Source organism: Flavobacterium sp. 316 (assembly GCF_000967805.1).
GTDB lineage: Bacteria > Bacteroidota > Bacteroidia > Flavobacteriales > Flavobacteriaceae > Flavobacterium > Flavobacterium sediminilitoris.
Window position 1 is genome coordinate 188,478 of sequence record NZ_JYGZ01000006.1, and the last position, 22,374, is coordinate 210,851.

Consider the following 22,374-nt stretch of genomic DNA (forward strand, 5'->3'; position numbering starts at 1 on the left):
ATGAATTTTAGATTTGCCAGACATACTAATGATTTAGCTAAACTCAAAACCTTTTATACAAATATATTAGGTTTTGAAGTTTTAGGTAGTTTTGAGAATCATGATAATTATAATGGTATTTTTATAGGGAAACCTAATTTAAACTGGCATTTAGAATTTACACAATCCAATGAACAAGCAATTCATATTTTTGACGAAGATGATGCTTTAGTATTCTATCCTGAAACTATTGAGGAATATGAGCGTCTAATTTTCAAAATAAGACTTGAAAACATTCCTTTTGTTACATCAAAAAATCCTTATTGGAATGAAAATGGGAGAATGATTTTAGATCCTGATGGCTATAGAATTATAATTTCTAATTTAAAAATAAAATGAATAATGTTTACAATTGAAACTGACCATTTACTTCTTCGCCCAATTGAATATAACGATTCTGAAGGTATGTTTTTACTAGATAGTAATCCAAATGTTCATAAATATTTGGGAAATAATCCATTGAAATCTATAGAAGAAAGTATTGTTTACATTGAAAATATTAGAAATCAATATCTGGCACATGGTATAGGACGATTTGCTGTAATTTTAAAAGAAACAAATGAATTTATTGGCTGGAGTGGATTGAAATATATAACAGAAGAAGAAAACAATCATATCGATTTTTATGAAATAGGATATCGTTTCCGTGAAGAATTTTGGGGAAAAGGATTTGCTTACGAATCTGCAAAAGCTTGGTATGATTATGCCTTTAATGAATTAAAAGTAGATGTGTTATATGCTTCTGCTCATATTGAAAATATAGGTTCTAGGAAAATTCTTGAAAAAATTGGGCTAAACTTAAAAAACAAATACGTTTGGAATGAAAAGATTCCATGCGTTTGGTATGCATCAAATTAAAATTCCAATATGAATTTAAAACTAGAAACAGAACGACTTCTTCTTAGACCATTAAATTTTAATGATGCAGAAGCTATGTTCGCAATGGATGCAAATCCTAATGTTCATAAATACCTTTGGAACAAACCTGCTCAATCCATTGAAGAATCTATAAAAGTTATTGAATATGTACAAAATCAATATAAAGAAAACAATATTGGACGTTTTGCTACTATTTTAAAAGAAACAGAAGAGTTTATTGGTTGGACAGGAATTAAATTTGTTAATGATCATGTTGAAAATGGAAATACCAACTTTTTTGATTATGGTTATCGCTTAAATGAACCTTTTTGGAATAAAGGATTTGCTACAGAAGCCACGCAATTTTGGTTAAATTATGGCTTTAACAAAATGAATATTAAAAAAATGAATGCCTATACACATGCTGAAAATGGAGCTTCAAACCATATTCTTCAAAAATGTGGAATGGAGTTTATAGAACAATATAAAGCTGAAGATGGAATTCAATGGAAATGGTGGCAAATGATAAATCCAAATAATTAATTTTTACTCTACAAAAAGGATACTAATCATTTTTTGTGTTTTCTAAGCAAAATAATTTCATTTTCTGCTTAAATAATCTATACCTTAGCCAAAAAATAATCCCAAAATTTCCACAAGAAATCATATCAAAAAATTCAAATAAGATTATCTCATTTATATTCAGATAGTCAACGAATTATATTTTAAAAATTTAAAAAAACCTATGAATTTAACATTACAAACAGATCGATTAATTTTAAGAGAACTTCTATTTTCTGATGCTGAAGCACTATTTAAGATGGATAAAAATCCAAATGTGCACACTTATTTAAGCAGTAATCCTGCAAATGACATTGATAATGTTACAGATTACATTGGCGAAATCAGAAATCAATACATAAAAAATAGAATTGGTCGTTTTGCAGTTGTATTAAAAAAAACAAACGAAGTTATAGGTTGGGCAGGAATCAAATTTGTGACAGAATCTGAAAATAATTTAGTAAATTTCTACGATATTGAATATCGTTTACAAGAAGAACATTGGGGAAATGGATATGCAAAAGAAGCAGCAGAAGCATGGCTTCAATATGGATTTAACAAAATGAAAAAATTTAATATTTATGCTTCGACACATACTGAAAACAAAAATTCTAAAAGAATATTAGAAAGACTTGGAATGAAACAAAAAACAGAATATAATTGGAATAATATTCCTTGCGTTCGATATGAAATCACAAAAGAACAGTTTAATAAATAGTACTAAAAAATTGAGCTAAAAATTCTTTGAAATCAAATACCTTTAAAATCATAACAAATGAAGACAATAAAAATAGCTGGTGTACCAGAACATTTTAATTTGCCATGGCATTTATGCATAGAGAATGGTGAATTTGAAGAAGCAGGAATTGATTTACAATGGACAGACGTGCCAGAAGGAACTGGTAAAATGTGTCAAATGCTAAGAAATGGAGAAACTGACATTGCTGTAATCCTTACTGAAGGTATCATTAAAGATATCATTGCTGAAAATCCTAGTAAAATTGTTCAAGTATATGTTAAAAGTCCTTTAATATGGGGGATTCATGTTGCTACAAATTCTACATTTAACTCAATTAATGATTTAGAAAATAAAAAAGCTGCTATTTCACGTTTTGGTTCAGGTTCACACTTAATGAGTTATGTGAATGCTCAAAATAATAATTGGGATACAAGTAACTTACAATTTGAAATCGTAAATACCATAGATGGTGCTGTTGAAGCATTAACATCTGAAAAAGCAGACTATTTTATGTGGGAACGTTTTATGACAAAACCATTAGTAGACAGCGGTGTTTTTAGAAAAATAACCGATTGCCCTACTCCATGGCCTTGTTTTGTAATTGCTGTTCGAAATGAAGTTTTAGAAAATCACCCACAGATTATTGAACAAATTTTAGAAATTATAAATGCAACTACAGAAGAATTTAAACAAATTCCAAGTATAGATAGAACATTGGCATCGAAATATAACCAAAAATTAGAAGATATTCAAGAATGGTTATCTTTGACACAATGGTCTCAAAAACAGTTAGACAAAAAAACAATAGAAAAAGTACAAAATCAGCTTCATACGTTAAATATTATTGAAAAAACCGTTCCTTATGAAATGATAGCTAAATAATTACTTAATTTTATCGTTTTAAACCTAAATGATAACTATAAAACCCATTTCTTTCTCAAAATTAAAAGAAAAGCTTTCCTTACCTAAGCCATGGGATACTATTATCATTTTTTTATTAAATATTCTTATAACAGTTCCAGCATTTTTAATTGCGCATCAAAATTTAATAGAATTAAATTGGGTTTACAACTTAGATAGAATTATTCTTTTTATTTTAATTTTAGGAATAATACAACTTATACTTCAACTATTAAAAACAATTATCATACTATGTATTTTCATATATATCTTAACACTTATATATGGAACACTCTTTGGTAATTATGGCTTTCAAAGAGTTTATGAGGATTATCGCTATATGATTTATGCTATGAGTGAGAATCCTAAACCACAAGATTTAATTATTTCAAAATTATTGCCTTTTCCAAACAAATCTAAAATAATTGATGCTGTTGATTTCACAAACCCAAAAGTTAGAAATTTCGCATTATATGCCACTACAAAACATTTTAAAGAAATAAAAAAATCTAATAATAGAACCTTAATTCAATGCTTTGCGGTTTTTAAAGAAATTAAAAATAACTGGAATTATGTAAACGATCCGAAAGGAAGAGAATATATTGCTTATGCTTCTGAAAGTTTACAACATTTTTCTGGAGATTGTGATGATCATGCCATTTTAATGGCTGCTTCTATAAAAGCAATTGGAGGAACTCCAAGAATTATACACACAGGTGGACACATGTATCCTGAAATGCTAATTGGAAATAAAAATGATTTAGAAACCGCAATCTATTTAATAAAAGAGGTTTTGTTTAAAAAAGAAAGTAAAAACCAACAAATCCATTATCATATTGACGAAAGAGGTCAAACTTGGTTAAATTTAGATTATACGGCTAATTATCCTGGTGGACCATTCATGAAAGAAGAAATTTTAGGGGAATTGACTTTTAATTAATTTACAAATATTTTTATAAATGGAATTAAAAGTTTTACTTAAAACAATACTTTTTATCATAAAAGCTTAAATTTCAATATTTTATACATATCAAACAAACTCTACATAAAAAACCTGAAATAATTAAACTGCACCCAAAAGTTTAGACACTATTTGGGGCATATTTTTATGGAAAGAAAAGTTAAGCATGATTACACATTTAAACTCGAATATATAGAACTGGTTTTAAAAGAAACATTATTCAGATGGATATCTTTCAAAATTGAAACAGATTCCAAGATGGAATATTTGTAAGTAGGTTAGTTTTTTATAAGACTTATAGTGAAATAGGTTTATTACCAAGAATAAATCAAAGTTATTCGGCCGAATTTAAATTAAAAGGATTCAAAACCATAGAAAAGAATCTGTTTTATTAATAGAAATAGGCATAAGCTTTAATATTCTCAATATTTCTATAATTTCAAAATGGAAAAATATTTTACTAACTTTGGTATTGTAGGATTACAGTCAAAATCTAAAGGCAGACCAATGTCTATGAGTAATTACAAAGGTAAAAAACGTAAATCAGAAAACTGCTTAAAGAAAAAAAAGATTTCATTGTGAAAATGAACTGCTAAAAAAGTTACAAGTCTTAATTTAAACCTAGAGAAATTCCAAGCCATAATGGGGCTAAGTTATAAATTTGATTTAGAATTACTTCTATATCTAACAAAAAAAGCACATAGTAGTTTTTATTATTATCAAAAACAGAATAAATTACCCGATATATACAAAGAAATTAAAGAGTTAATTAAAACCATTTATAAAAGACATAAAGAAGGCTATGGTTATAGAAAATAACTGATGAAATCCAAAATAGAGTTATGATTATCAATCACAAAACAGTTTTTAGATTAATGAAATTACTTGGATTAAAAGCATTATTTAAAGTAAAAAAATATAAGTCTTACAGAGGTAAAAATGGTAAAATAGTTCCAAATAAAAATAAGTTACCGATATAACGGAATTTAATCTATCTGGAAATAAATTGTATTTATCACCTATAATTAACTTGTTTAATCAAAAAATAATTAATTACGAAATAATGAACGCCCAGTGTTTAATCAAGTAATTATGATGCTTAAAAAAGCTTTTAAAAAAATATAAAATAATACCTTTTTAACTTTACACTCTGATCAAGGTTGGCAATACCAAATGAAGTACTATCAATATTTATTGAAACAAAAAGAAATTACACAAAGTATGTCTAGAAAAGGAAACTGTTTAGATAATGTAATTATTGAAAACCTCTTTGGAATATTAAAATCAGAGCTGTTTTTATCTAAAAAAACACAAATCTATTGAAGAATTAAAAAAGGAGATAATAAAATATATAAGCTATTACAATAACGAAAGAATTAAATTTATCTAAACTTTTAGGTGTAGTTTAACAATTGTTATTTTTTTATAATTTGGATTAAAAATGAAAATAATATTATATTAAATAAATTCCATCATCTTTAATTTCAATAAGTTTTTGCCTATATAAATTACCTACTGCTTTTTTAAAAACTTTCTTACTCATTTTTAAAACAGTTCTAATATCTTCTGGATGTGAATTATCATTTAATCCTAAATAACCTCTATTTGATTTCAATTCATCAAGAATAATTTGTGATGACGGTTCAATTGCCTCAACGCCCAACTTTCGAAGTGAAACATCAATTTTTCCATCTGGTCTAACATTCTTAATATATCCTTTTACTCTCATACCAGGCTTTATATCCTCGTATACTTCATTTTTATAAGCTAACCCTCTATGCTTTTCATTTATAATTACATTAACTCCTGCATCAGTAATATGAGACACAATTAAATCAACTTCTTCTCCATTTTCAACTGTAATTTCATCATTGTTTAAAAACTGTTGTGTTTTACTTGAAGCAACCATTCTATTGGTTTTTTCATCCATAAAACAGTAAATTAAATACCGTTTACCTTCTTCCATTGGCCTGGCTTGTTCTTTAAAAGGCACAAACAAGTCTTTTTCTAATCCCCAATTTAAGAAAGCTCCAAATTTATTAATATAATTTACCTTTAAGTGTGCAAATTCATTTAGTTTAACATACGGTTTTAACGTTGTTGCTACAGGTCTTTCTTCATGATCTAAATATACAAACACAGTAATATCATCACCAATATGAAATTCCTTTGGAACATATTTATTAGGTAATAAAACATCATTTTCTTCGTTCTCTCCATCACCTAAAAAAAGTCCTACTTTTGTATCCCTAAGTATTTTTAATGTATTGTATTGACCTATTGCTAACATAATTTTTTCTAAATTGTTTACAAAGGTAGTTAATTGATTTTAATAAATTAAATACCTATTTCAAGTTGAATTCTAGTGTACCAATTATTCTTTGTCACATTGTTTAAATAATCTAATTGACTATACGTTACTTCTGCTTGTAATTTAAATGCGTGTTCCCACAAATAACGTGTAAGACCTAAACTAAATTGTTTTGTATCAGGTGTAAGTGCTTTTATTTCATTTTTTACATTTTGAGTAGAAAAACGCCCTACAATTTCGTAATTACTTGGAAACACATAACTTAATTGATAATCCATTCCTTCTCCTGCAAAAACATAATTGAAATCAGTAATATCATTTGGATTATATGTGATTAAATCTTTTGCATCGCGTTGCATATAAGTACTCATAAAACTCCATCCGTTATATTTTAATAGAGCATCTACAAAAAGTGAGCGCATAGTTTTAGGAGCAAAAAGTTCATTACCCAATTGACCTTGAGTTCTTACAGCTCTATTATTTTGATGATAAACACCTGAAAACATTAATTTAGGTGTTTCCTCTCTTAAAATATCTCCTTCAAAAAAACTTCCATTCTTTTTAAATGATCCAAAAGGAAACAACTCTACTTTTCCTGTTAAAGCAACACCATCATCAGATGTTTTTGTCCAGTTTCTTCCTTCACCTGTTGAAATAGCTGTTTTAATATTATATGAAAAAACATCTTTCTTTTCATTCAAGTAATATGCTTGAACACCAAAATCCCTATCAATTGTAAATCTTGCATTATTAATTGTTCTATCCGTTAATTGTAAAGCTCCTGAAGAATTAACACGTTGTCTATTTCCTGGTAATTTTGTTTGTCCAAAAACAAAATTCCATTTTTTATTTGGTCTATAATAAAAAGCCGCATCACGAATAATGTTCACATTACTTCCTTCTTCAACAACACCTACATCTCCTGGTGCAAATGATAGCTGGATTACATATAGAAACTTTGGATTACCAACATAACCATCTAATCGTAAACGCAATCTTCTTATATGAGCTTCATATCTGTTATCTTTATCCTCTTCATCAAAATAAGTAACTCTATTTTGCATTCTAAAGCGAATATTCAATTGAAATAAACTATCAGGAGAAGTAATCCCAAGTCCTTTTCCATAGCTATAATAGGGCAATGCTGCCAACTTTAAATCGTTATTTTTTATTGAATCTTTTTTTTCTTGCGAAAACCCTAAAATGGATAAAATAAAGAATAGTGTAGTAATTAAAAATTTCATTTTTTGTATGTTAGTGTGTTATTGTTGGGTGCAAATTTAAAATAATTTATATAATATATACAGCTTTAATTACCTTTGCAAAAAATTACACTATGTCAAACATATATATAGGATATCATTTTACAATAGAACCCGTAGAATTAGGCTCTGAAATATTATTAGCAGAACTAGGAGAAACTGCTTTTGAAAGTTTTGTTGAAAATGAAAATGGTCTTTCAGCTTATGTTCAAAAAGAATTTTGGAATGAAAATATATTAAATGATATTTACATTCTTAAAAACGAAGAATTTAAAATTTCATATACTTTTGAAGAAATAGATCAAGTAAATTGGAATGAAGAATGGGAAAAAAACTTTGAACCAATTGATGTAGATGGAAAATGTCATGTTCGTGCTCCTTTCCATGAAAAAACAAATGCAGAATTTGATATTGTAATAGAACCTAAAATGAGTTTTGGAACAGGACATCATGAAACAACTCACATGATGATTCAACATTTATTAGAAACTGATGTAACTAATAAAAAAACACTTGACATGGGTTGCGGAACTGCCATCTTAGCTATTCTTGCTGAAATGAAAGGCGCACAACCAATAGATGCTATTGATATTGATAATTGGTGTTATTTAAATTCAATTGAAAACGCGGAACGCAATAATTGTAAACATATAACAGTATATGAAGGTGATGCTACTTTATTAGAAGGTAAAAAATACGATGTTATAATTGCAAATATTAATCGAAATATCCTTTTAAATGATATGCAACAATATGTTGATTGTTTAAATCAAGGCGGTATATTATTTTTAAGTGGTTTTTATACTGAAGATATTTCTATAATTAATGCTTCATGTATAGAAAAAGGACTAAATTATGTTAAAAAATTCGAAAGAAACAACTGGGTTGCTTTGAAATATGTAAAACAATAATTAATTTTGGACTAATTTTTAATTAACTAAAAATGAGTACGATAGAAAAAGTAAAAGAAGAACTTTTGGTTGAAGAGTTAATAGGTATAAATAATGAAATCATTTTATATAATGATGATGTAAATACTTTTGACCATGTTATTAATACTTTAGTAAGAGTATGTAATCATGAAGCATTACAAGCTGAACAATGTGCTTTATTAGTACATTATAAAGGTCAATGTGCCGTAAAAACTGGAAATTATGAAGAACTCATACCTTATTGTTCAAGTTTACTTGAGGCTGGTTTAAGTGCAGAAATTCAATAAAACAAAAAATCCCGATTTATAAAAATCGGGATTTTTTTTATTCCTTCTAATGAGGTAATTTATTTTTTAAAAGACCATAGAAATATGTTCCTAACAAAGCTCCTATAAAGACTACTGCTACACCATATATTCCTGCTCCTAATAGGATAAAAATAGGTCCTGGGCAACATCCAACAAGTCCCCAACCTAATCCAAAAAGAATTCCTCCTACTATATAACGAACAAATCCTTTTTCCTTTGGAACGATTTCAATAGGTAGTCCTTTAAAATCTTTTATCTTATTTCTTTTGATTATCTGTATTCCAACAACTCCTGTTGTAATAGCAACCATAATAACACCATACATATGAAAGGATTGAAACATAAACATTTCATATATACGATACCACGAAACTGCTTCTGCTTTAGTTAAAACAATTCCGAAAATAAAACCAGCTAATATAAATTTTAAAAATTTCATACTTAAAAAATTAAAGGTAAAATAATATGTGCCATAACTAATCCTCCTATAAAAAAGCCTATTACCGCAATTAACGATGGTAATTGCAAATTACTTAATCCTGAAATAGCATGACCTGATGTACAACCTCCTGCATAACGTGTCCCAAATCCTATTAAAATTCCACCTAATAGAAGTATTAAAAATCCTTTTGGTGTTTGTAAAATGTCCATTCCAAAAATAGCGTCAGGAACTAACTTCCCATTTGGAGCATCAATATTCATTGTTACTAATTGTTCAATTGTTTTTGGATTTAATTCCACTCCTGTTCCATTACTTAAAAAATGATATGCAACAAATCCTCCTAGAATAGCACCAAGAACTACTGCTAAATTCCATTTTTGTTCGCGCCAATCAAATTTAAAAAAATCAGAATGTTTACCTGCTCCTGCTATTGTACATAAGGTTCGCAAATTAGATGACATCCCAAATGATTTTCCAAAATAAATTAATACAAGCATCATTAATCCGATTAAAAAACCAGAGATTGCCCAATGCCATGTTCCATATAAAAATTCCATACTCAATATTTTTACACAAAAGTAGCTATTCATTTATTTTTATATGTAACTTGGGTTACATAAATTTGAACAAAATTTAAATTAATGAAAAAGTTTGAAATCGAAATTAAATGGGCTATTATTTATAGTTTAGTATATATAATTTGGATGTATATTGAAAAACTATTAGGTTGGCATAATGAAAGTATTCTTTATCAACCTGTTTACAATCTATTATTTACACCTGTTAGCGTATTCTTATTTACATTGGCACTAATTGATAAAAAAAGAAATTATTATAAAAATGAAATTGATTGGAAACAAGGAAGTATTTCTGGAATTATTCTTTCTGTTTTAATTACAGTTTTAAATCCAGCCGTTTTATATATAACACATAATTTTATTTCTCCTGATTTTTTTGATAATGCAATTAATGCTTCTATTTCAGATACTTTTACTTTAGAAAAAGCAAAAGCACATTTTAACATAAACACTGCTATTTCAAACAGTGTCTTTGAAAAATTATCTTTTGGAGTTGTCATTTCTGCTACTATTAGCTATTTTATTAGAACTAAAAAAAATTAATTTATGAGAATCTTTTTAATCTTTACATTAACCATTATTTTCTCGTCGTGCATTAGTACTAAATCTACGATTAAAAATGTTGATAATACAGCTATAAAACCAAAAATATCTAATGGTGCTTTTGAAATTACTGAATATGCTTTAGACTCTCAATATGGCTATGACGCAGATTATCCTATTAATATTGGTCCTCTTTCTGACAGACTTGAAGAGCTAAATATAAAATATTATTTTAATGGACTTGAAGGACCGAATGGGGAAAAAATAAATTATTCAAAAACAGATACATGTTGTCCATTTCCTACTGACACAAACAATATAGGAGCTGGAACATTGTCTATATACGAAGTTCAATTTGAAGAAAGTGATAAAAAAGTAATACTTTATTTTAATATATATGAAAAAGGTAAAATAGTATGTCCTAAAGGCTTTACTATTAAACAAGAACAGTAATATATAATTAATTTATTCTTAAAGTAACATAAGTGACCTTCTAAACCTAAGTTTAGAAGGTTTTTATTTTTATCTTTGCACTTCAAAATCAATACATAATGAATTTAGAAAATATTCCTCAAATAAAACATACAAAAAGTGGTAATTTTTTCCTTTTAGCCGGTCCTTGCGCCATAGAAGGTGAAGAAATGGCTATGCGAATCGCAGAAAAAATTGTTACAATAACAGACCAATTAGAAATTCCATACGTATTTAAAGGTTCTTTTAAGAAAGCTAATCGTTCTCGAATTGATAGTTTTACAGGTATTGGAGACGAGAAAGCGTTAAAAATATTAGAAAAAGTTTCAAAAGAGTTTGGTGTTCCAACGGTAACAGACATTCATACTAATGAAGATGCAGCAATGGCAGCAGAATATGTAGATATCTTACAAATTCCTGCTTTTTTAGTACGTCAAACTGATTTAGTTATGGCAGCGGCTGCAACTGGCAAAACTGTAAACTTAAAGAAAGGACAATTTATGAGTCCTGAAAGCATGAAACATGCAGTACAAAAAGTTTTAGATTGCAAAAATGAAAATGTAATGGTAACCGATAGAGGAACTATGTTTGGCTATCAAGACATGATTGTGGATTTTAGAGGGATTCCTACTATGAAACAATATGCTTCTACTGTATTAGATGTTACTCATTCATTACAACAGCCTAATCAAACTATTGGAGTTACAGGTGGTCGACCAGATATGATAGAAACTATTGCAAAAGCAGGAATTGCTGTTGGTGTTGATGGTCTTTTTATTGAAACTCATTTTGATCCAGCAAATGCTAAAAGTGATGGTGCAAATATGCTACATTTAGACTACTTTGAAAGCTTAATGAAAAAACTTGTTGCCATTAGACAAACTATTAACCAATTTTAATTCTCAATCATTTTATTACTAATGAAAAAACAATCATTTTTAATGGTTGTACTAACTTTTTGTGTTTTTTCACAGTACGCCTTTTCACAAGAAACAGTTGAAAAACCTGAAAAATACACAGCGCATAATAAGGGGAAAATCTATATCTATTGGGGTGGAAATAGAGAAACTTTCTCTAAATCGGATATTCATTTTAAAGGTGCAGATTATGATTTCACTTTATATGATGTTCAAGCACATGATAAGCCTAAAGGATGGCACATGGATTATATCAATCCAGCGAGAATGACTATTCCTCAAACTAATTTTAGAATAGGATATTTCATTTCTGACCATTACAATATTTCTATTGGATTTGATCACATGAAATATGTAATGTATAATGACAGAAGAGTCAATTATTCTGGCTATTATCCTAATCCTGGAGACTATTATGAAAACCCTATTAATGATCAATTAACACTAACTGAGGATTTTCTTTTGTTTGAACATACTGATGGATTAAACTATGTAAATACTGAGTTTTCTAGAGTAGACGACATTTCAAGTTGGTTTGGATTACCTAATACTGATAAATTTCAAGTTAATGTTACTGAAGGTTTAGGTGGTGGTTTCATTTTTCCAAAAACAAATACAACCTTACTTGGAAAAGATCGATATGATGAATTTCATATATCTGGTTATGGCTTATCTGCAAAAGCAGGATTGAATTTTACGTTTTTTAAACATTTCTTTATTCAAACTGAGGTAAAAGGTGGTTATATTAATATGAATAACATAAGAACTACCAAAGATAAAGCAGATAGTGCTTCACAAGATTTTTGGTTTTTACAAAGTGTATTCACTATTGGTGGAATATTTAGAATTTAAACCTTTCCAAAATATTAAGCAAAAAGCACTCTATAAGAGTGCTTTTCTATTTTTAAACATAAAGTAATTTAGCTTCTTTTAACACTGATATTAAAATAGTATTATCAATTTCTTCTAATTTAAAATACCGTAATGATTTTACTGTGTTTCTATTTTCATCAACTAAAAATTCTTGATTTTCTTTTAATTGGAATCCTTTAGCAAAACCTACATCTACAAATTTTCTTTTATGATTTGGCGCTAAATAACAAAATGGTTTCTTGTTATAATAGAAATAAGGAATTCCCCATTTGAAAAATAATTCTATCTCTGGTAGTTCTTGTTCTATTACTGCAATAATGTGAAATAAAATTTCTTTATATAAATCAGGTTGTTTAAATATATAAGCTTCTGCTGGTTTCATATTTATTCTGTTCCTATTTCTGTAATTTTACTTTTATTTTTTGATCTTGAAATTAATGTGCTTCCAAATTTATAAAATTTATAAAGCAACCAAAAAAAGAAAAGAAAACCTAGAAATACACCTAAATAATATCCTATGAAATAAGCTAAACCGTTTTCTTCATGTCTTTCATAAAATAAACTATTAATCACACTCAAAATCAGCATTAAAAATAGAAATACACTTATAACTCTAATAAGATAACCTAAAAATATTTTCATTCTTTAAATTTAAAACTTCGTTAATCAATACCATATTTATCTACCAAGTAAAGCAATGAAGTCATTGTAGCAGCTCCTAGTTCTAATTCTCTTTTATTAATAGCATCAAAAGTATCTGTAGCAGCATGATGATGATCAAAATAACGTTGTGAATCAGGTTTTAATCCTGCCTTAATGATATGTTTTGATTTTAAAGGCCCAATATCAACTCCTGCATGACCTATAACAAAACGGTGTACCAAATAAGGTTCAAATAAATATTTCCATTTCGTTATTTTTTCAAAATCGGCTTCATTTGCATCAATTGAAAATCCTCTAGGAGTAAATCCTCCTGCATCACTTTCTAATGCAAAAATATGGTTTTCATTGTTCTTATTCGATAATTCTTCATATTTAAGTCCTCCTCTATTTCCATTTTCTTCATTCATAAACAACACCACACGAATTGTATTCTTTGGTTTATATCCTAATTTTTTAAAAGTGAATAAAGCTTCCATACTTTGCACACAACCAGCACCATCATCATGAGATCCGTCTCCTAAATCCCAAGAATCTAAATGTCCTCCTACAACCATTATTTTATCTGGATTTACAGATCCTTTTATTTCTCCAACCACATTATAAGACAATACGTCTTCGTGAGTTTCACAAGATTGTTTAAAATAAAACTGTAGGTTTTGGTTTTCTTTTAATAAATCACTTAATAAATTAGCTCCATTTGTACTTATTGCTGCTGCCGGAATATACATATCTTTAGGCAAATCTCCATAATTTGTATTTCCTGTATGCGGATAATCATCTATACGCAAAGTCATGGATCTTACAATAACACCTACAGCTCCTAACTTTGCTGCTTCTCTTGCTCCAGAAGAACGTTGATCTACACATCCACCATAAGCTTTAAAAGTTTCAATATGAATAGGTGTCATGGGTCTATTAAAAAACACTATTTTCCCTTTCACTTTTTCAGAACCTAGTTCATTCATTTCTTCAATACCTCTTACCTCTATAACCGAAGCTTTTAATCCTTTTTTTGGTGTTGCTATAGAACTTCCTAATGCACAAATAGGAACATTTATTTTTTTGCCTTTATTTTCTATATAAGCTCGTTCTTTTTCTCCTCTAACCCATTTAGGAACTATAACTTCTTGTAGATAAACACGATCTAATCCTAATTTTTCTAATTCTAATTTTGTATAGTTTACAGCTTCATCAGCAGATTTTGAACCTGATAACCTTGAACCAATGGTATTTGATAAATAATCTAACCAATCATAACACTTAGAGTTTGTTAAAGTTGATTCGTAAATATTTTTCAACATTACTTCATCTTCAGATTGTCCGTATATTGCTAAACTACAAAGCAATAATAAAAGGGTTATCTTCTTCATTTTAATTCTTTAATGGATTACTAGTATTTAGGTTAAAAATATTATAATTATTTCATATTAAATTCAAAATCTAACATATTTAACAAATTAGAAATAAAATTTGTTTTTTTTACAAATATTACTTTACTTTGTATTTCAAAGTACTTTAAAATGGAAGCAAGTAAATATTTAAAAGACATACAAGATATTAAAGAAATGATGAGTAAATCTACTCAATTCATTTCTTTAAGTGGTTTATCTGGTATTTTAGCAGGAGTCTATGCCTTAATTGGTGCTGCTTATGTAAATTATCTTATTAACACTCATTATGGTCGTTATATTACTTTGGAAAGTAAAACTTTTAAATTAATTCTTTTAACCGCTTTTATTGTATTGGTTTTGTCATTAAGTACTGCTTATATTTTAACTGCAAAAAAGGCAAAAAAACTAGGTGAAAAAGTTTGGAATCCTGCTTCAAAACGAGTTTTAATTAATTTTGCTCTTCCTTTACTAACTGGTGGAATATTTGCTTTATTATTATTAAAAAATAAACATTACGGATTAATTGCTCCTGTAACATTATTATTTTATGGATTAGCTTGTTTAAATGCTAGTAAATATACATTAAGAGATGTTCGCTACTTGGGTATTACTCAAATTATTCTTGGCTTAATTGCGGTGGAATTTTCAGGTTATGGCTTGTATTTTTGGGTAATTGGCTTTGGCTTTTGTCACATTCTGTATGGAAGTATTATGCATTTTAAATACGATAGAAAATAGAATGAAAACATTAAAAAAAATAACTTTTATACTTATTGGTTTCTTTATAATTGGTGCTATAATTAGTCTAAAAAAATTATCTAATGAAGTTGAAACTGCTTTTGAGATAATAAACAAAAAGAGTCAGAATACTTATATAAATGGAGATATTATTTTTCAAACGTCAGAATCTGAACAATGTGAAGCTGTAAAAATAGCGACTAATTCAAAATTTTCTCATTGCGGAATTATTTTTATTGAAAATGGGAAAACATACGTTTATGAAGCTGTTCAACCTGTTAAAATGACTCTTTTGAATGAATGGATTAACAATGGAAAAAACAATAGATATGTAGTAAAACGATTAGAAAATGCTGACAAAATACTTACCGAATCTATTTTAAAAAAAATGAAATCATACGGAAAAACATTAAATGATAAAGATTATGATTTGTATTTTGAATGGTCAGATGAAAAGATATATTGTTCAGAATTAGTTTGGAAAATATATAAAGAAGGAGCAAATATTGAATTGTGTAAAACTAAAAAACTAAGTGATTTTAATTTAAAACATCCAGTAGTACAAACTATTCTGAAACAGCGTTATGGAACAAAAATACCTTATAATGAAATTGTTATTGCTCCATCTCAATTATATGATTCTAATTTATTAATAACAGTATTTGATAATTACTAAAATGAAATACCTCATCACCATTAAAAAATACAAAAAATCTCTTTTATCACTATTTGTTCTGTTATTAATTGTAATTAGTATTTCTAATTATACTATTCAAAAGAATGCAAAAAATAAAACATATTCAAATATTAATTCAATACAAAAAAATAAAGTTGGATTAGTACTAGGAACAAGTAAATATTTAAAAAGTGGTGCTTTAAATTTATATTTTAAATATCGAATTGATGCTACTATTGAATTATACAAAAACAATAAAATTGATTTTATATTAATTAGTGGAGATAATGGAAATGAAAAATATGATGAACCAACTGATTTTAAGAATGAATTAATAAGTGAAGGAGTTCCTGCTAATAAGATATTTTTAGATTATGCCGGTTTTAGAACCTTAGATTCGATATTAAGAGCAAAACTTATTTTTGGATTAGATCAATTTACTATAATTTCGCAGCAATTTCATAATGAGAGAGCACTTTATTTGGCTAACAAAAACGGAATTAATGCAATTGCTTATAATGCAAAAGATGTCTCAAAACGATATGGAATAAAAGTAAAAATTAGAGAATATTTTGCTCGAACTAAAGTATTTCTTGATATATTTTTTAAAGTAAAACCAAAATTTCTTGGTTCAAAAATTGAAATAAAATAATTAAATATAAAGTAGTGAAAAACATCATTCAAAATATTAATAAAGCCTTTGATCACCGAATTCGTTTAGGAATCATGTCGGTTTTAATGGTAAATGAAAACGCTGATTTTTCAACTTTAAAAGAATTATTAGGCGTAACCGATGGTAATTTAGCGAGTCATGCTAAAGCATTAGAAAATGAAAACTATATTACAGTTGAAAAACAATTTATTGGTAGAAAACCAAACACAAAATATATTGCCACAAAAGAAGGAAAAAAAGCTTTTCAAGAGCATATTGAAGCACTTGAAAAATTAATATCAAACAGTTAAGACTATTTTTTTACTCAACAACTTTGAAATTCAAAGTACTTTACATTAATTATGAAAGATAAAATAATCGAAAAAATGTACGAAATCAGTAAAAAACCATATCAAAAATGGTTTAAAAAAAATGACCCTTGGAAAACAACTCGTGAAGAACTAATTGCGTTACCTAAACAAACATTAGGTTTTCAATTAGGCCATTTCTTAATGCGTTACAATTTTGAAATTCAGGAAAAATTGGAAGATCACGATGTGATTCATGTATTAACGAACACAGGAATTTCTGTAGTAGATGAAATTGGTATGCAATACTATTTATTAGGTAATGGTAAAAGAAGTTTGTATTTATTTATGGTTATTACAACTGGTTTTCTTTTCTATCCTAGACAAAGTCATTATTTCTTAAATCAATATGATAAAGGTAAAAAGGCACATCAATTTTATCATTTAGATTTCCAAAAAATGCTTTCTATTCCTGTTAATACTATTCGAGAATCTTTTAATATTATATAAAATGAAAACGTTATCTAACATCTATTCTACTAATAAAAAACAAAACTTATTTTTACTTTTTCTTTCTCTATATTGCGCTATCTTACTTCTTTTTAGAGCAAAAATTACGCAGTCTATATTCTATTTTTTCTTAATTTGGAATTTATTTTTAGCTGCAATTCCTTATTTGATTTTACAATTTGCCAAACAAAAAATTCAAATATTAGAAAATGTAAAAACTAGGTTTATATTATTTACATCTTGGTTATTATTTTTACCTAATTCTTTTTACATTTTAACCGATTTTGTTCATTTAAAAAAAGGAAAACCTGAATTATTTTGGTTTGATTTGGTTTTACTTTTTTCTTTTGCTGTTCTTGGTTTTTTATTTGGCTTACTTTCATTAAAAGAATTTAAAAATTATTTTTCGCTCTTTTATTCTAAAAAAATATTGCTCATTATAATACCTACTATTTGTTTTTTAAGTGGTTTTGGAGTTTACCTAGGTAGATTTCTACGATTTAACAGTTGGCACATTCTTACCAATCCTTTTTCTCTTATTCTAGAAGCTTTTCAAACGTTATTCACATCTGAAGCATTATTCTTTTCGGCTCTGTTTGGAAGTCTTATTTATATTACCTTCTTAATTCAAGATACTTACAATGGAAGACTATAATCAAAAAGTAATTTCAGATGGAAATTTAGCTAAAATAGTATTCATTCTTTCTTTTAGCATTGGAACTCTTATTCTAGCATTGTTTAAAATTACAAAGCATGAAACTTTTATAGTTATAGGGTTTTACTATGTAATAGCTGCACTCTTTTTCAATTTCATTCTATTTGTAAATTTAGTTTACGATTTAATAGTTTATAAAACAATGCAACTTTTTCTATTAAAACACATTTTATTACTCTTAATTAATATTCCAATAGCTCTTTTTTATCTGTATTCAGTATTCAAATCGTTTACGAATCAATTATTTAACTTTTAAAAACAATAATCATGGAAAATCAAACACCATCACAAAATCCGAACTCTGTTTCAAAATTCTCTTTTTTTCAAAGTAATACTGCCAAAATGATAATGGTAGGAATACTTTCTTTATTTTTATTAATTCCGTTAAATTTAGTTCAAAGTCTTATTAGAGAGCGTTCTCAACGAAAAAATGAGGTAACGAAAGAAATTACTCAATTATGGGGAAACGATATTCTATTCTATGGTCCTATTCTTAAAGTTCCATACAAAACATATTCTGAAACTGCGGTTGTAGATGATAAAACAAAAGTGACAACTATTCAAAAACAAGCACATTTAGAATATGCCTATTTCTTTCCTAGCGAATTAAATAATAAAACGAATATTGAAAAAGTCGATCAATTAAAAAGAAGCTTATATAATCCTATTGTTTTTAAGGCTAATATAAAGTTTAATGGTACTTTTCAAGATGTTTCATTTGATAAAATTTCGGTTAATGAAGAAGATGTTCTTTGGGACAAAGCAACTATATTAATTAAAACCACTAACCTAAAAAGCATTAAAAGTGATTTAAAAATAAATATTAATACAAATGATTATAGTTTAGAGTCAAAAAGTGACGAAGACAATTATTTTGGTACATTAGAAACAAATTCGTTTGTTTATAAATCAAATGAAAAACTTACTTTTTCATTTGAAATGAATTATAATGGAAGTAATAGTTTACAGTTTATTCCTGTGGGAAAAACGACAACTACATCAATCGATGCAAATTGGGATTCACCTAGTTTCATTGGTAATTTTGCTGCAAGCGACACAACTAAGAAAGTGACAACTAAAAATTTTCATGCTGATTGGAAAATATTGCACATTAACAGACCATTTTCTCAACAATACACTGAAAAAATTCCTAATTTAAAAGGGTATTCTTATGGTGTTAAGTTGATTGAGCCAGTAGATGAATATCAACAAAATGAACGTGCTTCAAAGTATGGCTTTTTAGTTATTGGGCTAACTTTTCTTATTTTCTTTTTAATTCAAACTATTAGCAAAAAAAGTATTCATATTTTCCAATACACTATGATAGGTTTGGCTTTAATCATGTTTTATACTTTATTAATCTCTATCACAGAACATTCTAGTTTCACAATAGCTTATATTATAGCTTCAAGTGCTGTTATTATCATGCTTCTACTCTATTCTTTTTCTGTTTTAAAAGAGAAAAAATTTCCATTCTTCATTAGCATATCTCTTTTAATTTTGTATAGTTTCATATTTGTAATAATTCAATTAGAAAATTATGCTCTACTAGTAGGAAGTATTGGCTTATTCTTTATTCTTGGAGCAGTTATGTATTTCTCAAGAAAAATAGATTGGAATACTAATTAAAAACAAATCATATGAATACACTACATTTTTCGAATGCCTTAAAATTTGCTATCGCTGGAGCAGTTTTAGCATTAGTTTTAATTTCAATATTAGTTTTTACAGTACCAAATCCAAATCCTGAATGGGGCAAATATTGGTACATAAAACCTTTACTTATTACACCCTTTATTACTTCTATTGGCGGTGTGTGCTTCTATTTTATAAATACTAAGAAGACCCAATCCAGACTTTTGAATTTACTTATATTTTTAAGTAGTGTTTTGGTACTCTTCTTCTTTCTCTGGATTGGAACAGTTTTAGGTTTAGATGGTACCCTTTGGAATTAAAAAAATCCTGATTACTACAACGTAATCAGGATTTTATATTTAATTTATAAAAGAAATTATTCTTTATCGTCTACAAAATCTTGTAAATAAGCAAATCGTGGTGTTAATTTACCATTCTCAGTTACTTTGGCTCTTGCCAAAACACCATCAGCATCTTCATTGTAAAAAGCTGGAATGACATGTTTTAAGAACATAACTCCAAATCCTTCACTAGCATCTTTAGGTAATTCACATGGAAGATTGTCAACTGCCATTACCCATATAGCTGCTGGATGAGTCAAAGCTACTTCTTTATGTTCACTTGGTAAATACCCATAAACTGGATTTGCTATTGTACTAGGTTTAATAGTACATGCAATTGGTCCATCAATATCACAAGAAATATCGGCTACAACCTTTAATTTACATTTTGATGATCGTAGCATTTGGTTTGATAAAATAACAGGAGCATCATTTCCATAAAAATGTCCAGCGATAAACATATCTGAAACTTCAGCAAAACGCTCAAAATTAGATTCATATTCAGATGAATTAATATAAAAATCTTTTTTATCTAAAATTTGCCCGTCTTTTCTCTTGTTATAATCTAAAACATCAATAAAAGTATATACTGGTTCTGTATATGTTTTAGTTAAGTAATGCTCTACTGCTACTTGTTTAATTTTCATTGCATCAAGCATTTCCTTTGCTCCATGGGCTACTTTCCCGTTTCCTGTCAATACAATTTTTATATTAGGTAAATGATTTCTTTTTAAACGTTCAATCAGAGCTTTTTGATCTGGCAAATCTTCTGCTTTTGCTAAATTAAATAATTCATATTTCATTCCAAAAGCTCTAATACCGTTATAAGCTCCTACAATTCCCGCATAACGACCGAAACCTATTAACCTACCATTATCTTTATCTACAATGGTTTCATGATCATATAATTCAATATTCTTTTCTAAAACTGCTCTTAATAATTTCCTGTTATAAGGCTGCTTTTTTATAGTATGCGAGAAGAAAAAGTATTTTTTATTTGGGATTAATGATTCTATTGGCACTTCTTTTACTCCTAATAATACATCACAATCCTCTAAATTTTCTGAAACATTAAAACCTTTTTCTTTATATTTAGCATCAGAAAACACTCTAATGTCAGAAGATTCAACAATTATTTCAGCTTTTGGAAATTGAGTAATAAAATTAGACAACTCATCTGGTGAAAATACGACACGTCTATCTGGTGGATTTTTACGTTCTTTAATAATTCCGAATTTCATTTGTTAATTTTATATCAAGATTATATTAATAATGTTACAAATATAACTTTATGAATCTCTAAAAACAAGATTGTTTTTTCAAAAAAAACAATGTACTTTTGCGTAACTTTAAAATCATCTTTATTATTATAGATTTTTTTAAATTAAACTTGGGGTCGACTGGTTTTGACAGCGAGTGGAATTGAGAAGTAAGCACGTCGAGAACTGGAACAATTCTCGTTAATAAATGGTTCTAAACTTTTAAACGGCGAAAATAATTACGCTTTAGCTGCTTAATCTGAATTATAGTAAGATTTGCCTAGTCCCAACCAGGTTGGGAAGCTAGATTCACCTCGAAATCCTTGGTTTATGGAGTTTGATTTAGGTGAACCGTAAAAGTAAACCTAGAAACGGTAATGCTTTAAATCCGTTTTGAAAATGTAAAGCTAAGCAAAAAGTGGCTGTTTTTGGTCTTGCTTTTTGTCGAAAATTTAAACAAAAACTAAACGCGTAGAAAGCTCTTCGATTGCTTGTTTGGACGAGAGTTCGATTCTCTCCGACTCCACAAAAAAACCTGTAAAACACTTATTTTACAGGTTTTTTTATTCTCTTCCTCTAAAAAATCATTAACTAAAATCTATTGAAATCAATAACATTATTCTTTTAAATAAAAAACGACATAAACATCAAAAAACTCCTTTTCTCCCCTCAGTTAACTACAAAGAGAAGGTATTAAAAGACTAAACTCACCTTTCAGAAGAGCATTCGTAGGATCAGAAGACCGTAAGAAGCTGTCCCAAGACCATTTTCAGGCTAAAATTGACATACTA

General features: G+C 27.7%; 31 protein-coding genes, 1 other RNA gene and 2 pseudogenes. 26 read left to right on the forward strand and 8 right to left on the reverse strand.

The window, feature by feature from the left end; translation table 11 throughout:
- The 10 genes and pseudogenes from SY27_RS14275 to SY27_RS19305 all read left to right on the forward strand — a co-directional run.
- The gene (locus SY27_RS14275) at nt 1-378 is read left to right on the forward strand and encodes a VOC family protein (RefSeq protein ID WP_045971507.1); all 378 of its coding nucleotides are present in this window, start codon (nt 1-3) and stop codon (nt 376-378) included.
- A 3-nt stretch (nt 379-381) separates the two neighbouring features.
- Nucleotides 382-897, forward strand: a complete 516-nt coding sequence (locus SY27_RS14280) for a GNAT family N-acetyltransferase (RefSeq protein ID WP_045971509.1) — start codon at nt 382-384, stop codon at nt 895-897.
- Between the two features lie 9 nt (nt 898-906).
- Nucleotides 907-1,440 carry a GNAT family N-acetyltransferase gene (locus SY27_RS14285; RefSeq protein WP_045971512.1) on the forward strand — a complete coding sequence of 178 codons (534 nt, stop codon included), beginning with the start codon at nt 907-909 and terminating at the stop codon, nt 1,438-1,440.
- A 202-nt stretch (nt 1,441-1,642) separates the two neighbouring features.
- Nucleotides 1,643-2,176, forward strand: coding sequence for a GNAT family N-acetyltransferase (locus tag SY27_RS14290; protein ID WP_045971514.1), 534 nt, complete (start codon nt 1,643-1,645; stop codon nt 2,174-2,176).
- Between the two features lie 57 nt (nt 2,177-2,233).
- Nucleotides 2,234-3,079 (forward strand): substrate-binding domain-containing protein, encoded by an 846-nt coding sequence (locus tag SY27_RS14295; protein ID WP_045971515.1) that lies wholly within the window; start codon nt 2,234-2,236, stop codon nt 3,077-3,079.
- Between the two features lie 28 nt (nt 3,080-3,107).
- On the forward strand, nt 3,108-4,037 hold the full coding sequence (locus SY27_RS14300) for a hypothetical protein (protein WP_045971517.1): 930 nt from the start codon (nt 3,108-3,110) through the stop codon (nt 4,035-4,037).
- Between the two features lie 663 nt (nt 4,038-4,700).
- Complete coding sequence (locus SY27_RS18900; protein WP_161794161.1) at nt 4,701-4,877, forward strand: hypothetical protein; 177 nt, start codon at nt 4,701-4,703, stop codon at nt 4,875-4,877.
- Between the two features lie 23 nt (nt 4,878-4,900).
- Nucleotides 4,901-5,038 carry a hypothetical protein gene (locus SY27_RS19295; RefSeq protein WP_369793067.1) on the forward strand — a complete coding sequence of 46 codons (138 nt, stop codon included), beginning with the start codon at nt 4,901-4,903 and terminating at the stop codon, nt 5,036-5,038.
- Between the two features lie 172 nt (nt 5,039-5,210).
- Nucleotides 5,211-5,381: pseudogene (locus tag SY27_RS19300) on the forward strand (IS3 family transposase); the annotation flags it as partial.
- A pseudogene (locus SY27_RS19305) lies at nt 5,359-5,448 on the forward strand (IS3 family transposase); the annotation flags it as partial. The pseudogenes SY27_RS19300 and SY27_RS19305, both read left to right, overlap by 23 nt.
- A gap of 63 nt (nt 5,449-5,511) precedes the next feature.
- Here the strand turns inward: SY27_RS19305 and SY27_RS14315 are convergent.
- The gene (locus SY27_RS14315; RefSeq protein WP_045971519.1) at nt 5,512-6,348 is read right to left on the reverse strand and encodes a S1 RNA-binding domain-containing protein; all 837 of its coding nucleotides are present in this window, start codon (nt 6,346-6,348) and stop codon (nt 5,512-5,514) included.
- Nucleotides 6,349-6,395: 47 nt separating this feature from the next.
- Nucleotides 6,396-7,613 (reverse strand): porin, encoded by a 1,218-nt coding sequence (locus SY27_RS14320; RefSeq protein WP_045971521.1) that lies wholly within the window; start codon nt 7,611-7,613, stop codon nt 6,396-6,398.
- Nucleotides 7,614-7,705: 92 nt separating this feature from the next.
- On the opposite strand from SY27_RS14320, the gene prmA reads away from it, so the two are divergent.
- Together prmA and SY27_RS14330 are read left to right on the forward strand one after the other, a co-directional pair.
- Nucleotides 7,706-8,542 carry a 50S ribosomal protein L11 methyltransferase gene (prmA, locus tag SY27_RS14325; RefSeq protein ID WP_045971523.1) on the forward strand — a complete coding sequence of 279 codons (837 nt, stop codon included), beginning with the start codon at nt 7,706-7,708 and terminating at the stop codon, nt 8,540-8,542.
- Between the two features lie 32 nt (nt 8,543-8,574).
- Complete coding sequence (locus SY27_RS14330) at nt 8,575-8,850, forward strand: ATP-dependent Clp protease adaptor ClpS (RefSeq protein ID WP_045971525.1); 276 nt, start codon at nt 8,575-8,577, stop codon at nt 8,848-8,850.
- A 46-nt stretch (nt 8,851-8,896) separates the two neighbouring features.
- On the opposite strand, the gene SY27_RS14335 is transcribed toward SY27_RS14330, so the two are convergent.
- Both SY27_RS14335 and SY27_RS14340 read right to left on the reverse strand, forming a co-directional pair.
- Nucleotides 8,897-9,310: a DUF6691 family protein gene (locus SY27_RS14335; RefSeq protein WP_045971527.1), complete on the reverse strand. Its 414-nt coding sequence runs from the start codon at nt 9,308-9,310 to the stop codon at nt 8,897-8,899.
- A 2-nt stretch (nt 9,311-9,312) separates the two neighbouring features.
- On the reverse strand, nt 9,313-9,870 hold the full coding sequence (locus SY27_RS14340; protein ID WP_045971529.1) for a YeeE/YedE family protein: 558 nt from the start codon (nt 9,868-9,870) through the stop codon (nt 9,313-9,315).
- An 84-nt stretch (nt 9,871-9,954) separates the two neighbouring features.
- Between SY27_RS14340 and SY27_RS14345 the strand changes: the two genes are divergently transcribed.
- The 4 genes from SY27_RS14345 (at nt 9,955) to SY27_RS14360 (ending at nt 12,674) form a co-directional block, all read left to right on the forward strand.
- Entirely contained in the window at nt 9,955-10,434 is a 480-nt protein-coding gene (locus SY27_RS14345) for a DUF4199 domain-containing protein (RefSeq protein WP_045971531.1), read from the forward strand.
- Between the two features lie 3 nt (nt 10,435-10,437).
- Entirely contained in the window at nt 10,438-10,887 is a 450-nt protein-coding gene (locus SY27_RS14350) for a hypothetical protein (protein ID WP_045971533.1), read from the forward strand.
- A 98-nt stretch (nt 10,888-10,985) separates the two neighbouring features.
- A complete protein-coding gene (kdsA, locus tag SY27_RS14355; RefSeq protein WP_045971535.1) occupies nt 10,986-11,804 on the forward strand; it encodes a 3-deoxy-8-phosphooctulonate synthase in 819 nt (272 codons plus the stop codon).
- 21 nt (nt 11,805-11,825) lie between these two features.
- The gene (locus SY27_RS14360) at nt 11,826-12,674 is read left to right on the forward strand and encodes a hypothetical protein (RefSeq protein WP_045971537.1); all 849 of its coding nucleotides are present in this window, start codon (nt 11,826-11,828) and stop codon (nt 12,672-12,674) included.
- Nucleotides 12,675-12,726: 52 nt separating this feature from the next.
- Here the strand turns inward: SY27_RS14360 and SY27_RS14365 are convergent, their stop codons facing one another.
- The 3 genes from SY27_RS14365 to SY27_RS14375 are packed head-to-tail and all read right to left on the reverse strand — an operon-like array spanning nt 12,727 to nt 14,728.
- Nucleotides 12,727-13,077 (reverse strand): DUF1801 domain-containing protein, encoded by a 351-nt coding sequence (locus tag SY27_RS14365; RefSeq protein WP_045971539.1) that lies wholly within the window; start codon nt 13,075-13,077, stop codon nt 12,727-12,729.
- 2 nt (nt 13,078-13,079) lie between these two features.
- A complete protein-coding gene (locus SY27_RS14370; RefSeq protein WP_045971541.1) occupies nt 13,080-13,337 on the reverse strand; it encodes a hypothetical protein in 258 nt (85 codons plus the stop codon).
- A gap of 20 nt (nt 13,338-13,357) precedes the next feature.
- A complete protein-coding gene (locus SY27_RS14375; RefSeq protein WP_045971543.1) occupies nt 13,358-14,728 on the reverse strand; it encodes a M28 family peptidase in 1,371 nt (456 codons plus the stop codon).
- A 150-nt stretch (nt 14,729-14,878) separates the two neighbouring features.
- On the opposite strand from SY27_RS14375, the gene SY27_RS14380 reads away from it, so the two are divergent.
- The 9 genes from SY27_RS14380 to SY27_RS14420 are packed head-to-tail and all read left to right on the forward strand — an operon-like array spanning nt 14,879 to nt 20,303.
- Nucleotides 14,879-15,487, forward strand: a complete 609-nt coding sequence (locus SY27_RS14380) for a hypothetical protein (protein ID WP_045971544.1) — start codon at nt 14,879-14,881, stop codon at nt 15,485-15,487.
- Between the two features lies 1 nt (nt 15,488).
- A complete protein-coding gene (locus tag SY27_RS14385; protein WP_045971845.1) occupies nt 15,489-16,163 on the forward strand; it encodes a YiiX family permuted papain-like enzyme in 675 nt (224 codons plus the stop codon).
- A 1-nt stretch (nt 16,164) separates the two neighbouring features.
- Nucleotides 16,165-16,815 (forward strand): vancomycin high temperature exclusion protein, encoded by a 651-nt coding sequence (locus SY27_RS14390; protein WP_045971546.1) that lies wholly within the window; start codon nt 16,165-16,167, stop codon nt 16,813-16,815.
- A gap of 14 nt (nt 16,816-16,829) precedes the next feature.
- Entirely contained in the window at nt 16,830-17,126 is a 297-nt protein-coding gene (locus SY27_RS14395; protein WP_045971548.1) for a transcriptional regulator, read from the forward strand.
- 51 nt (nt 17,127-17,177) lie between these two features.
- A complete protein-coding gene (locus tag SY27_RS14400; protein WP_045971550.1) occupies nt 17,178-17,633 on the forward strand; it encodes a hypothetical protein in 456 nt (151 codons plus the stop codon).
- Nucleotide 17,634: 1 nt separating this feature from the next.
- A complete protein-coding gene (locus tag SY27_RS14405; RefSeq protein WP_045971552.1) occupies nt 17,635-18,288 on the forward strand; it encodes a DUF1361 domain-containing protein in 654 nt (217 codons plus the stop codon).
- Nucleotides 18,275-18,604: a hypothetical protein gene (locus tag SY27_RS14410; RefSeq protein ID WP_045971554.1), complete on the forward strand. Its 330-nt coding sequence runs from the start codon at nt 18,275-18,277 to the stop codon at nt 18,602-18,604. Before SY27_RS14405 ends, SY27_RS14410 begins: the two co-directional genes overlap by 14 nt.
- Nucleotides 18,605-18,615: 11 nt before the next feature.
- Nucleotides 18,616-19,977, forward strand: a complete 1,362-nt coding sequence (gene creD / locus SY27_RS14415; protein WP_045971557.1) for a cell envelope integrity protein CreD — start codon at nt 18,616-18,618, stop codon at nt 19,975-19,977.
- Between the two features lie 11 nt (nt 19,978-19,988).
- Nucleotides 19,989-20,303, forward strand: coding sequence for a hypothetical protein (locus tag SY27_RS14420; RefSeq protein ID WP_045971559.1), 315 nt, complete (start codon nt 19,989-19,991; stop codon nt 20,301-20,303).
- Nucleotides 20,304-20,359: 56 nt separating this feature from the next.
- Here the strand turns inward: SY27_RS14420 and SY27_RS14425 are convergent, their stop codons facing one another.
- The gene (locus SY27_RS14425) at nt 20,360-21,565 is read right to left on the reverse strand and encodes an NAD(P)-dependent oxidoreductase (RefSeq protein WP_045971561.1); all 1,206 of its coding nucleotides are present in this window, start codon (nt 21,563-21,565) and stop codon (nt 20,360-20,362) included.
- A 151-nt stretch (nt 21,566-21,716) separates the two neighbouring features.
- On the opposite strand from SY27_RS14425, the gene ssrA reads away from it, so the two are divergent.
- Nucleotides 21,717-22,112: a transfer-messenger RNA gene (ssrA, locus tag SY27_RS18420) on the forward strand.
- Nucleotides 22,113-22,374: the final 262 nt, after the last annotated feature.

Bases quoted from the DNA above. Each gene is read 5' to 3' on its own strand.
- SY27_RS14275 (WP_045971507.1), top strand. From the start codon at position 1: ATGAATTTTAGATTTGCCAGACATACTAATGATTTAGCTAAACTCAAA.
- SY27_RS14280 (WP_045971509.1), top strand. From the start codon at position 382: ATGTTTACAATTGAAACTGACCATTTACTTCTTCGCCCAATTGAATAT.
- SY27_RS14285 (WP_045971512.1), top strand. From the start codon at position 907: ATGAATTTAAAACTAGAAACAGAACGACTTCTTCTTAGACCATTAAAT.
- SY27_RS14290 (WP_045971514.1), top strand. From the start codon at position 1,643: ATGAATTTAACATTACAAACAGATCGATTAATTTTAAGAGAACTTCTA.
- SY27_RS14295 (WP_045971515.1), top strand. From the start codon at position 2,234: ATGAAGACAATAAAAATAGCTGGTGTACCAGAACATTTTAATTTGCCA.
- SY27_RS14300 (WP_045971517.1), top strand. From the start codon at position 3,108: ATGATAACTATAAAACCCATTTCTTTCTCAAAATTAAAAGAAAAGCTT.
- SY27_RS18900 (WP_161794161.1), top strand. From the start codon at position 4,701: ATGGGGCTAAGTTATAAATTTGATTTAGAATTACTTCTATATCTAACA.
- SY27_RS19295 (WP_369793067.1), top strand. From the start codon at position 4,901: ATGATTATCAATCACAAAACAGTTTTTAGATTAATGAAATTACTTGGA.
- SY27_RS14315 (WP_045971519.1), bottom strand. From the start codon at position 6,348: ATGTTAGCAATAGGTCAATACAATACATTAAAAATACTTAGGGATACA.
- SY27_RS14320 (WP_045971521.1), bottom strand. From the start codon at position 7,613: ATGAAATTTTTAATTACTACACTATTCTTTATTTTATCCATTTTAGGG.
- prmA (WP_045971523.1), top strand. From the start codon at position 7,706: ATGTCAAACATATATATAGGATATCATTTTACAATAGAACCCGTAGAA.
- SY27_RS14330 (WP_045971525.1), top strand. From the start codon at position 8,575: ATGAGTACGATAGAAAAAGTAAAAGAAGAACTTTTGGTTGAAGAGTTA.
- SY27_RS14335 (WP_045971527.1), bottom strand. From the start codon at position 9,310: ATGAAATTTTTAAAATTTATATTAGCTGGTTTTATTTTCGGAATTGTT.
- SY27_RS14340 (WP_045971529.1), bottom strand. From the start codon at position 9,870: ATGGAATTTTTATATGGAACATGGCATTGGGCAATCTCTGGTTTTTTA.
- SY27_RS14345 (WP_045971531.1), top strand. From the start codon at position 9,955: ATGAAAAAGTTTGAAATCGAAATTAAATGGGCTATTATTTATAGTTTA.
- SY27_RS14350 (WP_045971533.1), top strand. From the start codon at position 10,438: ATGAGAATCTTTTTAATCTTTACATTAACCATTATTTTCTCGTCGTGC.
- kdsA (WP_045971535.1), top strand. From the start codon at position 10,986: ATGAATTTAGAAAATATTCCTCAAATAAAACATACAAAAAGTGGTAAT.
- SY27_RS14360 (WP_045971537.1), top strand. From the start codon at position 11,826: ATGAAAAAACAATCATTTTTAATGGTTGTACTAACTTTTTGTGTTTTT.
- SY27_RS14365 (WP_045971539.1), bottom strand. From the start codon at position 13,077: ATGAAACCAGCAGAAGCTTATATATTTAAACAACCTGATTTATATAAA.
- SY27_RS14370 (WP_045971541.1), bottom strand. From the start codon at position 13,337: ATGAAAATATTTTTAGGTTATCTTATTAGAGTTATAAGTGTATTTCTA.
- SY27_RS14375 (WP_045971543.1), bottom strand. From the start codon at position 14,728: ATGAAGAAGATAACCCTTTTATTATTGCTTTGTAGTTTAGCAATATAC.
- SY27_RS14380 (WP_045971544.1), top strand. From the start codon at position 14,879: ATGGAAGCAAGTAAATATTTAAAAGACATACAAGATATTAAAGAAATG.
- SY27_RS14385 (WP_045971845.1), top strand. From the start codon at position 15,489: ATGAAAACATTAAAAAAAATAACTTTTATACTTATTGGTTTCTTTATA.
- SY27_RS14390 (WP_045971546.1), top strand. From the start codon at position 16,165: ATGAAATACCTCATCACCATTAAAAAATACAAAAAATCTCTTTTATCA.
- SY27_RS14400 (WP_045971550.1), top strand. From the start codon at position 17,178: ATGAAAGATAAAATAATCGAAAAAATGTACGAAATCAGTAAAAAACCA.
- SY27_RS14405 (WP_045971552.1), top strand. From the start codon at position 17,635: ATGAAAACGTTATCTAACATCTATTCTACTAATAAAAAACAAAACTTA.
- SY27_RS14410 (WP_045971554.1), top strand. From the start codon at position 18,275: ATGGAAGACTATAATCAAAAAGTAATTTCAGATGGAAATTTAGCTAAA.
- creD (WP_045971557.1), top strand. From the start codon at position 18,616: ATGGAAAATCAAACACCATCACAAAATCCGAACTCTGTTTCAAAATTC.
- SY27_RS14420 (WP_045971559.1), top strand. From the start codon at position 19,989: ATGAATACACTACATTTTTCGAATGCCTTAAAATTTGCTATCGCTGGA.
- SY27_RS14425 (WP_045971561.1), bottom strand. From the start codon at position 21,565: ATGAAATTCGGAATTATTAAAGAACGTAAAAATCCACCAGATAGACGT.